We start from the raw sequence: 12,757 nt of genomic DNA, 5'->3' as shown, positions 1-12,757 counted from the left end.
TAGGTATGTCATGGTGACCGTAGGTATATTGAGCGCCGCCCGGCACTTTGACTCCACTTTGCTACCCAAGAACTCTGCTAGGTCTCCCCAATCGGGACCAGGAGCCGGGCAAACGCTCGCCCGTTCTGTGAGGCGCGGCGCGCTATGGTCCGCAGGCGGGACCATTGTTTTCCGTCTGAGCAACGTCGTGGTTATGGCGCTGGTCGCGAGGATCCTGGTGCCGGAACAATTCGGCGTGTTCGCATTGGCTGTCACGGTTCATGCCTTTACAGTCAGCGTCGCAGAGCTTGGTGTTGCCGCCGCCATCGCCCGGTCCGATCTGGACCTCGATCGGATCGCGCCCACCGTGACGACCATTGCGGTGGCCACCAGCATTCTGGCTGCGGCGCCGATGGCGTTTTTCGCTGAGCCGTTGGCCGCATCGTTGGGTTCGGCGAACGCGGCGCAGGCTATCCGGATCCTTGCGCTGGGTGTTGCCATGATTGGTCCGTTCGCCGTGCCGGGGGCAGTCCTGCAGCGGGAGTTTCGACAGAACGCCCTTTTTTTGGCGACCCTAAGTGGCTTCATTCCCGGCAGTGCACTGCTCATCTGCCTCGCACTTGAAGGGGCCGGCGTCGAAGGATTGGCTTGGTCGCGCGTCCTGGCGCAATTGGTTGCAGGGTCCGTCATGGTCATTGCCACCAGGCGCATCTTCCTCCCGGGTTTTGACAGGAAGGTAGTGGCGCCATTGCTCGCGTTCGGGGTCCCGCTGGCCTTGTCCAACCTGCTGAGTCAGATTCTCCTAAATGTGGACAACCTATTCATTGGTCGCCTGCTCGGGGTGGCAGAGCTAGGTACTTACACGATTGCTTTCGCCATCTCCGTGTGGTCGACGGCGGTGATCGGATCGATGTTGAACTCAGTGGTGCTTCCTGGCCTCACTGCCGTGTTGCGTCAAGGTGGCGGCATTGAGGTTGCAGTGCTGTCCGCCGTCCGAATCGTGGCTTGGGTCGCCGCTCCGTTTGCCGCCTTCAGCATCGCCTTCGCACGCCCCCTGATATCCACGGTCTACGGATCTCAATGGACAGGCGCCAGTTCTCTGCTCTCCGCGCTCTCGGTGTATGGAATGGTGTTCGTTCTGGGACTTCTGCTGGCGAATATCATCATCGCCACTGGCAAGACCGGTGTCCTCTTCTGGGTCCAGGTGGTGGCGCTTCTCGCGCTGCTTCCGGCGTTGCCAGTGGGAATCGCATGGGGGGGCACTAGTGGGGCGGCCTGGACGCACGTCGCGGTGGTGACATGCGTGACCCTGCCGGTCTACCTATTTTCACTTCGAAAGGTTACCGGAGTTCGCATCTTTGCAGTGGTGCGCCAGATCCTTCCCCCCATTGCTGCCGCCATGGGGGCCGCAACGCTGGCCTGGCTTGCCACGTCGGACGTCGAGTCGGACCCGGCTCATACCATCGCCGGCTTACTTCTCGGCGGCGCAAGCTACGCGCTGCTGACGCGGCGGACTGTACTGGAGGTTTTTCCGTTGGGATCGGTTATGGGACGCGTACGCACAGCGGGAAGGAGGTAGCGGTCATGATCAGGATGGGCTTACTTTATCCGGCTTCGGACCCTATCTCCCCATCAATCTGGTCCGGAACACCTGCCGGGCTCTATCACGGATTGGGGCGAAACGGCGTTGAGATGATCGCGATTGCCGCGAAGCTCCCACCCGTTGTCCGTCAGCTATCCGCGGCCAGCGCACGGTGGGGCCGCTACGGCGGTGCAGTGGCTGATCGTTCGGCGCCGTTGAGAGAGCTCCGCACTCGCCTGATGGCAAGGAACCTGCGGCAAGCTGGGCACCTGGATGCGGTGTTGGCCATGGGTACGGAACTGTACGACCTAAACCGCGTTCTGCCCCCGGGCCTCAGATGTTATACATACGACGACGGGACCTTGGCGCAAATGTGGGAGCATCCGCACTCCGATCTGCGGCAGTCGGGTCTGCCAGCTGACCGGGTTCGGGTGTGGATCCGACACCAGGCGGAAGCGAGTCGGCGGGCCGACGGTTGCTTCGTGAGCACTTCCTGGGCGGCCTCCTCATTCGTCAGCCACTACCGTGTGGATCCCGAAGGGGTGAAGATTGTTGGCATTGGGCACCGCCAACGTCAGCGTTCCGCCTCTGCTTCACGTCAGTGGAGCCACCCGCGCTACCTCTTTGTCGGCGTCGACTGGAAGCGGAAGAACGGCGCGGCTGTCGTTGCGGCATTCCGGCGGGTCCACTCGATGGTGCCAACGGCGACGCTTCATCTAGTCGGCGGCATTCCACACATCGATGAACCTGGCGTCGTGTCCCACGGGCTCCTGCCGCGCGGGGATGCGCGAGCGCAGAGAACCTTGGATTCCCTTTATGCTTCAGCCACCTGCTTCGTACTGCCGAGTCGGTTTGAACCGGCTGGCATCGCTTATCTCGAGGCCGGCTCGGCAGGATTGCCCGTCATCGCCACGACGCAGGGAGGGGCGTCCGAACTGCTGGAAAGCGGGGCGCTGCCAGTAAGCCCTTACGACGTCGGGGCTATCACAGACGCCATGATGACGGCAGCGAGCGGCGACAAGGCCGAACATATGGGTGAGCTTGCAGCTAAGGCCGCGGCCAAGTCGTCTTGGGAAAAAGTTGCCAGCCGGATCTTGGCCGGAATCTCCTTCGCCCAAGAAAACGCTTATGTTGGGAGCACCAGTTGATCCGTCCGAACCGACCAGTGAACGCGTCCACGCGGCTCCCCCACGTCGCCGTAGTTGTGCCCTGCTACAACTACGGCAGGTTCCTCGTCAGTTGCATCGAAAGCATAGTAGGCCAGACCGGAGTCGAGACCTCCGTGCACGTCATCGACGACGCGTCGCCCGACGGTAGCTTCGGCATCGCCCTAGAGCTTGCGGCGCGGTATCGAAACGTACGGGCGACGAGAAATCTAGTCAACCTCGGACACATCGCCACTTACAACAAGGGCCTGGCGCAGGTCGACTCCGACTATGTGGTCCTGCTGTCTGCCGACGATCAGCTGGCCCCCGGCGCGCTGGCTCGAGCTGCTGCACTGATGGAAGCCCACCCCAAAGTCGGCCTCGTCTACGGTCACCCCCAGACCTTCTCGGGGACTCCGAAAGAGACGAGTTATCCGCTGCTGCACTGGTCGTTGTGGTCCGGACGCAACTGGACCCGCGCCCAATTCCGAAGGGGCCTCAGCATCATATATAGCCCAGAGGCTGTAGTACGCACAGAGCTTCAGCATCAGGTGGGCTACTATCGCGCGGATCTGCCTCATTCCGGTGATCTGGAAATGTGGTTGAGGCTGGCCGCACATGCAGATGTTGGTCGCGTCAACGGTCCCGACCAGGCTTACCGGCGACTGCACCCGCTAAGCATGATGAATAGCGAATTCGCCGGCGTCCTGACGGACCTTCGTGAACGGCAGCGAGCCTATGAAGCATGCCTCGAAAGCGAATCTTTATCCGCACGGGAACGTGGGCGGCTGGAAGCCACGATGCGACGACGGCTGTCCATGGAGGCTTTGGGCTGGGCGGTTGATGCGTCCCGGGCGGGAACCGAGGACTCCCATGCCATCAGCGAGGCCGTCGATTTTGGGCGGGAAGTTTACCCAGAATACCTCCGGCTCGATGCATGGAAGGAATTCGCTGCCGGTACTCAGTTAGGCCTCATTGAGCACCTCGGACGCTCTCGACGAGAACTCGGCGACCGCCTCCGGTGGCAGCGTTGGCGAAGGTTTGGAGTCTAGTCGAATGATTGCTAAGAACTGGATCCTCGGCCGAATCGAGTCCCACCACCAGGCGATGGACCGAAAGTGGCGGCAACTGCCGCCCTTCACCGTTCTGCCACGTTCAGGAGAGTCTTCTGTTTACTACCTGACGCCGGCTGAGCGGTCGCCAAGCGGAGGTGTCAAGGTCATATATCGGCACGTGGACGAACTAAACGCGATGGGAATTCCAGCAGCCGTTGTTCACGACCGACATGACTTCCGCTGCGACTGGTTCGAGAACTCGACTCGTGTGGTGTCCGCGAAAACCCTTCGTCTCAAACGTGGCGATCTGCTGGTGCTCCCGGAGTGTTACGGCGCAGGATTCGGTGGGCTCCCGCCCGGTGTCCGGGTGGTCGTGTTCAACCAGGGCCCACACCACACCTTTGACCAGATAGCCATGGAACCCGGGCGCCCCGGCGCGCCATATTCGGAATTAGAAGGGCTCGAAGGCATCCTGACGGTTTCTGACGACGGCGCAGAGCTATTGGGCATGGTCTTTCCCCAGGTCCGCCTGTCAACGGCTCGTAACGTCATCGACGAGCGGGTCTTCTACCCGTCCGATAAAGTCCCTCCTTATCGGATTTCCTACGTACCCAGCCGACGCGCCGACGAACTGCGCCAAATACTTCATCTCCTCAACGCGCGACCGGAAATCCACGGCGGCTCGTGGCAACTCGTCGCTCTGCATGGTTTGTCGGAGCGAGGCATGGCAGACGCACTCCGCGGGTCCGCCATTTTCCTGAGCCTCAGTGACAGGGACGGCTTCGGGCTTCCTCCAGCCGAGGCGATGGCCTGTGGCTCCTACGTTGTTGGCTACCCGGGAGGAGGCGGCCGGGAATACTTCGACTCTGCTTATTGCTCGCCTGCCCAGAGCACCACGGAGGTCCTAGCGGCTCTTGTCGAAGCGATGCAGCTGTCGGGTGAGGCTCTGCGTGAGCTTGGCGCAAAAGCATCTGCCAGCATCCTTGGACGCTACACCGCTGAAGGCCTTCGCCAAGATCTGCGGTCCTTCTACGGGGAGTTGCGATGAGGAGCGCCCAGGGACACAAAGCGCGGCTCGTCACCGAGCGCGCAGCGGCAACAACACTCGCGGCATTCTTAAGGGGGCGGAGATGGGTCAGGACATAGGAGCAAACACGGCATCCGCATTGCCAGTCGCGGCGGACCGGGTCGAATGGTTGGACGGCGTCAGGGCGTTGGCTGCCCTATTCGTGGTGTTACATCATGCTTGGCTCATGACTGTCGGCGGTTACCCTGGCAACAATGGACCGTGGTTTACCGACTGGCTGATCTACGGCCATTTGGCTGTTTCCGTCTTCATTGTGGTTTCCGGCTTTTCCTTGACTCTGTCTGTCTCAAAGCGTGGGATGCTGCTGAAAGAGGGGGCTCGGGGATTCCTCCGACGCCGCTTCTGGCGCATTGTTCCTCCATACTGGGCTTCATTGGTCTTGGTCGCTCTCCTTATCGGGGCAGGATGGACCGGCCCGGCGAACGGTCCTGAATTTCGCCTCCGAGACTTCCTTGTGCATTTTCTGCTAGTCCAGGACGCCGTAGGTAATGTCTCGCCCAACGGGGTGTTCTGGTCGATCGCGGTTGAATGGCATATCTACTTCCTTTTTCCGCTAATTGTCGTTTGCTTCCGCAAATATGGAATCAAAATCGTTCTTCCCGCGGTCGCAGCTCTGGTCATCGCGCAGCAGTTGCTTGGGCACGTGGTTCCGCTCGTCGGCCAATTCGATCGGTTCACTCCTGCGTACCTGGTGCTCTTCGTAGTCGGAAGCGCTGCAGCGTGGCTGGTCCGCCGGGGACAAGGGGCCAGAGCAGGGGCAGCGGTGGCGGCGCTCTTGGGGACGGCCGTCCTAACCTACATGGTTCTCGCGGGCAGCCAACGCACAACATCTGCGTATTTCTGGGTTGACTTAGTCGTTGGCTTGGCAACTGCAGCGCTTTTTGTCGCGCTGGCACAAGGGCGGGTGCAGTGGTTGGCACGCATCATTTCCATCCGCCCGCTTGCGTTTGTAGGATCATTTGCTTTCAGCTTGTACCTGATCCATGCGCCGATTTTGGCGATGATCACCACCTACGTAGTGAAGCTTTCACCGTTGCCAGATGACAGTGCGTTCGGGCTCTTGCTTCTTATAGGCGTTCCGGCATCCCTCGGCGCCGCGTATGTCTTCTTCCTGCTTTGCGAGAGGCCCTTCCTGAAGATCCGTAGCTTCCCTGAGCTGGTTACCGCTCTTCAGCTGTCGTTCCGGAGGAAGGGGATCGGCGGTCACCGCCCGGTGCCTGTCGTCGCCAGAGATCCAGGGGGCAAACGACGATGAAAACCGTCACTAAATCCGGCCTCGGAGATCCCAAGGTCCCGTGGGGCCGTGCCCGCGATGGGCGCACTTCTGACCGCAATCGGGATGCGGCCACCATCAGACACCGTGGGATTATTCTGACGTTGCTGGGCCTATATCTCGCTGCCCTGGCGTGCATCGCATTCTGGCCCACGCCCGTGGACCGCCCGCTGGCCGGTTTCCTTGACGACATGCTCACAGTCCTGCATCGTTATCCGCTGACCGCAGGAATCCGATACGGCCATGTGGAGGGCGTTGCCAACGTCATTCTCTTCACTCCATTCGGCGGGCTGATCGCCTTGCTGCTGCCGCCGCGCCGCTGGTGGCTTGCCGTCCTCACGGGCCTGCTCGCGTCCACTGGAATCGAAACCATCCAGTACGTCCTGCTGACCCAGCGCCAGGCCAGCCTCCGGGATATTGCTAACAACACGCTGGGCGCAGTGCTCGGTGCCGTGGCTTGCAGGCTGATGCGCCGCCAGCGTCGCGTACGCAAGAACGAGCAGCACCCTGGCACAACAAATGCTTCCGGGAGGAGCGACAGCGACATGATAACCATCGCCAACACCGCCGACGTGGCGGATACTGCCGTCATCGGAGACGGGTCGCGGATCTGGCATCTCGCGCAGATCCGCGAAGACGCCACGCTTGGGAGCAACTGCAATATTGGCCGGGGCGCCTACGTCGGTCCCGCTGTCCGGCTGGGAAACAACTGCAAACTGCAAAACTATGCCCTGGTTTATGAACCGGCACGCCTGGCCGATGGCGTATTTATCGGCCCCGCCGCTGTGCTCACCAACGACCTACACCCGAGGGCCATCACTCCCGACGGAATTCTCAAGAGTCCCAACGACTGGGTCGCCGTGGGGGTCACCATCGGCAAGGGCGCATCCGTCGGAGCCCGTGCTGTCTGCATCGCCCCGGTACTCATCGGTGAATGGGCCACGGTGGCCGCCGGTGCCGTGGTCACCCGGAACGTTCCCGCTTACGCCGTGGTGGCAGGCGTTCCGGCCCGCCAGATGGGCTGGGTGGGGGAGGCTGGCCACCCTCTCAAGCACGAGGACGGCGGCAGCTGGCTGTGCCCGGCCACCGGCCGTCGCTATCTCGAAACCAAAGGGCAATTGCTGCCCGCAGAAATTTCATGAGGGGGCGACGTGGAGAAGCTGGATAGCAACAAGGTAATACTGGGCGGCACGCCGGTGGATCTGATGGATCCGGAGCCGGCATTGGAACGGATCCTTGCCCGGGCAACGAGCGGGACGGCTAGGCCGCTGGGAGTGGCCTCGGTCAATTTGGACCATCTGCACCATTTCGGCACCGGCGGCCGCTGGGCGGGTACCCTGCATGCTGATCCTGCCAGCGCAGTGGACTGGCTCTACCTCCTGGACGGCGCGCCGCTGGTCTCCCAGTCACAGCGGCTTACTGGCCACCGCTGGCCGCGCCTGGCCGGAAGCGATCTAGCGTCGCCACTTTTGGCACGGGCTGAGCAGGTGGGGCTGAGGGTCGGTTTTCTCGGCGGTTCAGGGGAAAACCAGAGGATGCTGGCACAAAAGGTCGGCCGGGAACACCCCGGGCTCCAGGTTGCCGGGATGTGGTCCCCAAGCCGGGAGGAGCTCAATTCCGCCCAGGAGTCGCAGCGGATCGCCCGGGATATTGCCGACTCTGGCACGCAAGTACTTTACGTGGGACTGGGAAAACCCCGCCAGGAACTCTGGATAGACCGTTATGCGGAGCTGACCGGGGCAGCCGTGCTGCTGGCCTTCGGTGCAGCGGTCGATTTCCTTGCCGGAACGGTCCACCGTGCACCCCAGTGGGCAAGCGACCATGGTTTGGAATGGGGCTACCGGCTCGCATTGGAACCCAAGCGGCTGGCTGGCCGGTATTTGATCGATGGACCACCGGCATACCTGAAACTGCGAACAGCTTCGCGCGCTGTCCCGCGGGCGCTTGCAGAGACCGTGTCATCAGGGATGCCCGCGGCTCGAACTCCCGGCCGCTTCACCGGGCCCGACGGGATGGCTGACGCCGTAGTCATCGTTGTCACTTACAACAGCGCCGGAGGTGTGGACTCGTTGCTGGAGAGCCTGCGGGCCGAAACAGCGGACCTGACCCTGCGTGTCCTGGTCGCGGACAACTATTCCGGCGACCGCACCCTGGAACTGGTGAGCCGCATGCATCCGGACGTCATTGCCTTTTCCACAGGCGGCAACCTGGGATACTCCGGTGGCATCAACGCCGCTATGCGAAGGGCCGGTGAGGCCGGCACCGTGGTGGTGCTGAACCCGGACGTAAAGGTGGAACGAGGCAGTCTGAAGGCGATGTTGGTTCGCCTGCATGCGTCGAGGGCCGGAGCCGTGGTGCCCCGGTTGCTGAACGAGCATGGTGCAACGAGCCCCTCGTTGTACCGGGAACCGAGCATCACCAAGGCCGTAGGGGACGCACTTCTGGGCCGGCACGCCCCCAACCGCCCCGGCTGGCTTGCCGGTACGGACTTCAACTCCGAAAGCTACGCTCATCCGCATACGGTCGAATGGGCAACCGGCGCTGCGCTGATGGTTCGTCGTGGCGTGGCCGACTCATTGGCTTGGGACGAGTCCTACTTCCTTTATTGGGAAGAGACGGACTTCTTCCGCAGCCTGCGGACCATGGGCGAAACCATCTGGTATGAACCCGCTGCCACCATGACTCATGCGGGCGGAGGTTCGGGAAGCTCGCCGAGATTGAACGCTCTGCTGGCTGTCAACCGCATCCGCTACGTTCGCAAATACCATTCGACGGCATACTCAGCCGTCTTCCAAGGTGCGGTGGTACTCTCCGAAGCCCTGCGTTGCTGGAAGGCTGATCGGAAAGGCATCCTGCGGACGGTGCTCGATGAAGCCAGCTGGTCCACTCTCCCCGGCGCCACGAGGGACAGCGACGACGGAGACTTCCCGCCCGGTTCCGTGATTGTACCGGCTCACAACGAGGCAGGTGTTGTCGCGCGGGTGCTGGCCCCGCTGGCCCCACTGGCGGCTGCTGGGCAGCTGGAAGTCATTGTGGTCTGCAACGGTTGCACAGATGACACCGCGGAGATCGCGCGGGGTTTCGATGGCGTGAAGGTTCTCGAGATAGGGCAGGCCTCCAAGCCGGCGGCGCTGAACGCAGGGGACGCGGTTGCGCTGCACTGGCCCAGGCTGTACCTGGACGCGGACGTCCAGATCAGTGCGGCCGCCGTGCGGGAAGTATTCCAGGCATTGGTTCCGGGGGGACTTCTTGCAGCCAGGCCGGCTGCACATTATGACCTGGAGGGCGCCCACCCGCTGGTCCGCTCCTACTACCGCACTCGGCTTGCTCTGCCATCGTCCCGGTACAAGCTGTGGGCCGGGGGCGCCTATGCTCTTTCGGAGCAGGGGCGCAAGCGCTTTGGGGCGTTTCCGGAATCGAACGCGGACGATCTGTTCGTGGACCGTCTTTTTGAGGCGGAGGAAAAAGCTGTCCTCGACGTCGATCCCGTGGTGGTTCGTCCACCGCGAACCGTCAAGGCCCAACTGGCCGTGCTGCGGCGTATCAACAGGGCCAATGCAAAGCTGAACAGCTGGACAGGTGAGCCGAGCACGGCTCGTCAGACAGGAGTGGAGGTTCTGCAGTCCGTTCGTGGCCCGCTCTCTGCGGTAAACGCCGCGGTCTACCTGGGATTTGCGATGGCGGGCCGCCAAGGTGCTGGAGACTCGGGAGGCTGGGCGCGCGACAACAGCAGCCGGCAACCGCCAATGGGCGGAAGCAGGCGCTCATGATCTTCACTGCGCTGGAGCCGACCGCTGGAAGGGTCAGGCAAAACGGGCCACCGTGGCTCCTCAAGTCCACCCTGTTCGCCGTTATGGTGTTCCCTCCGTACATGGTGCTCGAGCCGGTCGGGGCCAGCGGAAGCCTACCGGAGATGATGGCGTTAACCCTTTTCGGAATTTGGGCAGTCTCCGCGGCCCTGGGTCTCCACGACCCGGTGGGTTTCCGGCACCCGGGACGGGCGGCGGTTCTCTTACTGCTGTTGGCCTCGTGCATAAGCTACGCTCATCTATACGCAGGTCTGAGCGGGGCCAGCACCGTGATTGGACGAGCGGCGGCGGACCGTTGGATGCTGTTGACCATTGCTGCGACGGGAATCGTATTTGTCACCACCGAATCGGTGCGCACCGCTAAGGACGCGATGGTGCTGGTCCGTTGGGTGCTGGCCGGCGGAAGTGTGTGCTGCCTCGTGGCGGTCATTCAGTTCATCACCCACACGAATCCGGTCGGTTGGTTACAGGCGGTCATGGTGGGCTTCATTGATAACCATTCCGGCACTGCGTTCCAACCGCGGGCCTCGTTTATGCGCGTTTCCGGGACTACCATGCACCCCATCGAGCTCGGCGTGGTCAGCGCCATGCTTCTCCCTCTCTCTGTCTGGCGGGCGTTGTACGACGTCGAGGGTCGCAAGCGGCTGCACTGGATTGCTGTGGGCCTGTTTGCGCTGGCGAATGCCATGACCGTCTCGCGGTCCGGCCTGCTCGGCCTCATCATTGCGTTGGCCATCACCGTTCCGTTCCTGCCCCGGCTGGCCAGGCGGTGGGCGGGGGTGATTGTTCCCATTTCAGCGGCTGGCCTGTTCGTCGGGGTTCCAGGTCTGATCGGCACCCTCTTCAACACCTCGACCGCCGGCAGCTCGGACTCATCCATTACGTACCGCACGGAGGACTATCCGATGGCGTTGCGTCTGGTCGCGGACCGGCCCTGGTTCGGGACCGGGCCGGGCACGTGGATCCCAGCGCGAGCCATTGACACTTTCGACAACGAGTACCTGTTCGTGGCCGTGACAATGGGCGTCATCGGGTTGGTGGCGTTCATTGCCTACCTCGTAATCCCGGCACTCGCCGCACTGGCCGCCGCACGTAATGCGGAAGGCAATGAGCTCAGGTTGCTGGCAGCCTCGGCCGCTGCCGCGGGGCTCATTGCCGCGGTGTCCTCGGGGACGTTCGACTCGATGTCCTTTCCAGTCTTTGCCTTGCTTTGTCCGTTTTTCATAGGTCTGTCAGGGGCAACCTGGCTGATGGTTAAGAATCAACTGGACCACCGCCTTAGCACTCCTTCGGGAACTAAGCCGGCAGCGGTCCCTGGGGGGGTAGGAAAATACGATGGATCCGATTTCTGTACTTAAAACTCTGTGGCGGCACAAGTGGGTGGCGCTCCCCGTGGTGATGCTGACCGTCGTCGCCTGCGTCTACGTGATGTTCATTGCTCAGCGCACGTACCAGGCCACCATGACCTACGCGCTGATCACGCCGAAGATGCCCACCGCGGCGGAGATGGAGAAGAACCCGCAGCTAGCCAACGTCAACGGGGACAACCCCTATTTGAGGAGTCCGGACAGTACCCTGCTTTCACAGGTACTCATCACCAAGCTCGGGGGGCAGGACACCGTGCAACGCTTGCAGCAGCAGGGACTCGGCACGGAATACACGGTCTCACAGGCAAGCACTTTCGGGTCGGGAATGCTGTTGCAGATCTCGGCCTCGGGAACCTCGCCCCAACAGGCCGTCGAGACCGCCATGTCGCTGGGCAAGCAGCTCACCACCACACTGCACGATGTGCAGAAGATCAACGGTGCGGATGAAAGCTACTTGTATTCGGCCCTGGCGGTGGACGGGCCGGGGCAGGCCAAGGAAATGTTCTCGAGTAGGCTTCGCACCCTCATAATAGTGGCCGTTGCCGGAGCCGTATTGGTGTTCGGGGCTGTATCCATCGCCCGCTCACTGGAGCTGGCCAGCGCGCGGCGGCGTATCGCAGGCAGACCCGCGAAACATGCGGGTCGTGGAGAACCGGAGCCCGAGCAGCAGGAAGCCGCTGGCGTTCGCCCGAGCTACGGACCGAACCACGGCCGGTCGGACGATTCCTCGGACGAGCCCAGCGACTTCAGGTTTGAGAGTCGCCAGCTGGTCACTGTCCCGGACCGGGAAGACAGGACGTGAACCTGGGAAGGGCGCGGGCGCCTGACCGGCCCCGGGTCCCGGACCGGGCCCACCGCCGGCGGGACCACGGCCGGCGGGACCACAGCCGGCGTGAGTGCAGCCTAGTTCTGGTCGGCGTCAGAGCGCCTCCCGGCCCCTCGGCCGGTGCCCACAAGAAGCTCGTCGTCAGTGGCGGCCGGTCTGGCCCCGGCCGCCAGCTGCGTCAGCAGATCCCGGATCTCGGCCAGCAGGGCAGTGTCCGCCGGCAACGGCTTTTCGCCAGGTTCGGCTGTGGCCAGCCGGTTCTTGACCAAGGTGTTGATCTTGTTCATGGGCGCCACAAAAATGAAATAGACCACCCCTGCGGTGATCATAAAGGTTACGAACGCCGTAATGACCCCGCCAAAATTGACGAAGGTCTTGTCGTTGCCCGGCCAGATGTGAAAACCCAGCCCATCGGCCTCGACTCCACCTGCCGCAGCAATGATCGGGTTGACGATATTCGTGGTGAAGGCGCCCACCAGGGCGGTGAACGCGGTGCCGACAACCACGGCGATGGATAGTTCGATTACATTGCCGCGCAGGATGAAATCCTTGAACCCTTTGAGCATGGGGTGCCTCCGGTGTGCCTCTAGTCTGGGAATTTAACCGACAAACGTTACCACCGGAGTGCCTTTGG

10 protein-coding genes and 1 pseudogene are annotated in these 12,757 nt (G+C 62.4%); 10 read left to right on the top strand and 1 reads right to left on the bottom strand.

Annotation, left to right across the window (positions count from 1 at the left end):
* Positions 1–10 precede the first annotated feature (10 nt).
* The 10 genes and pseudogenes from ACP4XC_RS00550 to ACP4XC_RS00505 all read left to right on the top strand — a co-directional run bounded on the left by ACP4XC_RS00550 (position 11) and on the right by ACP4XC_RS00505 (position 12,099).
* On the top strand, positions 11–1,558 hold the full coding sequence (locus ACP4XC_RS00550) for an oligosaccharide flippase family protein (RefSeq protein ID WP_427172939.1): 1,548 nt from the start codon (positions 11–13) through the stop codon (positions 1,556–1,558).
* A gap of 485 nt (positions 1,559–2,043) precedes the next feature.
* Positions 2,044–2,709, top strand: a complete 666-nt coding sequence (locus ACP4XC_RS00545; RefSeq protein WP_427172938.1) for a glycosyltransferase family 4 protein — start codon at positions 2,044–2,046, stop codon at positions 2,707–2,709.
* 17 nt (positions 2,710–2,726) lie between these two features.
* Positions 2,727–3,758, top strand: coding sequence for a glycosyltransferase family 2 protein (locus ACP4XC_RS00540; protein ID WP_427172937.1), 1,032 nt, complete (start codon positions 2,727–2,729; stop codon positions 3,756–3,758).
* Positions 3,759–3,762: 4 nt separating this feature from the next.
* Positions 3,763–4,809 (top strand): glycosyltransferase, encoded by a 1,047-nt coding sequence (locus tag ACP4XC_RS00535; RefSeq protein WP_427172936.1) that lies wholly within the window; start codon positions 3,763–3,765, stop codon positions 4,807–4,809.
* An 82-nt stretch (positions 4,810–4,891) separates the two neighbouring features.
* On the top strand, positions 4,892–6,103 hold the full coding sequence (locus tag ACP4XC_RS00530) for an acyltransferase family protein (RefSeq protein WP_427172935.1): 1,212 nt from the start codon (positions 4,892–4,894) through the stop codon (positions 6,101–6,103).
* Positions 6,100–6,579 (top strand): annotated as a pseudogene (locus tag ACP4XC_RS00525) (VanZ family protein); the annotation flags it as partial. The gene ACP4XC_RS00530 and the pseudogene ACP4XC_RS00525, both read left to right, overlap by 4 nt.
* 87 nt (positions 6,580–6,666) lie before the next feature.
* Entirely contained in the window at positions 6,667–7,263 is a 597-nt protein-coding gene (locus ACP4XC_RS00520; RefSeq protein WP_427174971.1) for an acyltransferase, read from the top strand.
* Positions 7,264–7,272: 9 nt separating this feature from the next.
* Positions 7,273–9,891: a WecB/TagA/CpsF family glycosyltransferase gene (locus tag ACP4XC_RS00515; protein WP_427172934.1), complete on the top strand. Its 2,619-nt coding sequence runs from the start codon at positions 7,273–7,275 to the stop codon at positions 9,889–9,891.
* A complete protein-coding gene (locus ACP4XC_RS00510; RefSeq protein ID WP_427172933.1) occupies positions 9,888–11,288 on the top strand; it encodes an O-antigen ligase family protein in 1,401 nt (466 codons plus the stop codon). The genes ACP4XC_RS00515 and ACP4XC_RS00510 overlap by 4 nt, the downstream gene beginning before the upstream one ends.
* Complete coding sequence (locus ACP4XC_RS00505; RefSeq protein WP_427172932.1) at positions 11,266–12,099, top strand: Wzz/FepE/Etk N-terminal domain-containing protein; 834 nt, start codon at positions 11,266–11,268, stop codon at positions 12,097–12,099. The genes ACP4XC_RS00510 and ACP4XC_RS00505 overlap by 23 nt, the downstream gene beginning before the upstream one ends.
* Before the next feature lie 101 nt (positions 12,100–12,200).
* On the opposite strand, the gene mscL is transcribed toward ACP4XC_RS00505, so the two are convergent.
* Positions 12,201–12,689 (bottom strand): large conductance mechanosensitive channel protein MscL, encoded by a 489-nt coding sequence (gene mscL, locus ACP4XC_RS00500; RefSeq protein WP_427172931.1) that lies wholly within the window; start codon positions 12,687–12,689, stop codon positions 12,201–12,203.
* Between the last annotated feature and the right edge of the window lie 68 nt (positions 12,690–12,757).

It is taken from the genome of Arthrobacter sp. 92 (assembly GCF_050260325.1).
In the GTDB taxonomy this organism is placed as follows: domain Bacteria; phylum Actinomycetota; class Actinomycetes; order Actinomycetales; family Micrococcaceae; genus Arthrobacter.
Note: the sequence above shows the minus strand (reverse complement) of the source record. Positions and strands in the feature narration are given on the sequence as shown.

Excerpts from the sequence above, each read along its gene's own strand:
- ACP4XC_RS00550 (WP_427172939.1), top strand. The coding sequence starts at position 11 with ATGGTGACCGTAGGTATATTGAGCGCCGCCCGGCACTTTGACTCCACT.
- ACP4XC_RS00535 (WP_427172936.1), top strand. The coding sequence starts at position 3,763 with ATGATTGCTAAGAACTGGATCCTCGGCCGAATCGAGTCCCACCACCAG.
- ACP4XC_RS00530 (WP_427172935.1), top strand. The coding sequence starts at position 4,892 with ATGGGTCAGGACATAGGAGCAAACACGGCATCCGCATTGCCAGTCGCG.
- ACP4XC_RS00520 (WP_427174971.1), top strand. The coding sequence starts at position 6,667 with ATGATAACCATCGCCAACACCGCCGACGTGGCGGATACTGCCGTCATC.
- ACP4XC_RS00510 (WP_427172933.1), top strand. The coding sequence starts at position 9,888 with ATGATCTTCACTGCGCTGGAGCCGACCGCTGGAAGGGTCAGGCAAAAC.
- ACP4XC_RS00505 (WP_427172932.1), top strand. The coding sequence starts at position 11,266 with ATGGATCCGATTTCTGTACTTAAAACTCTGTGGCGGCACAAGTGGGTG.
- mscL (WP_427172931.1), bottom strand. The coding sequence starts at position 12,689 with ATGCTCAAAGGGTTCAAGGATTTCATCCTGCGCGGCAATGTAATCGAA.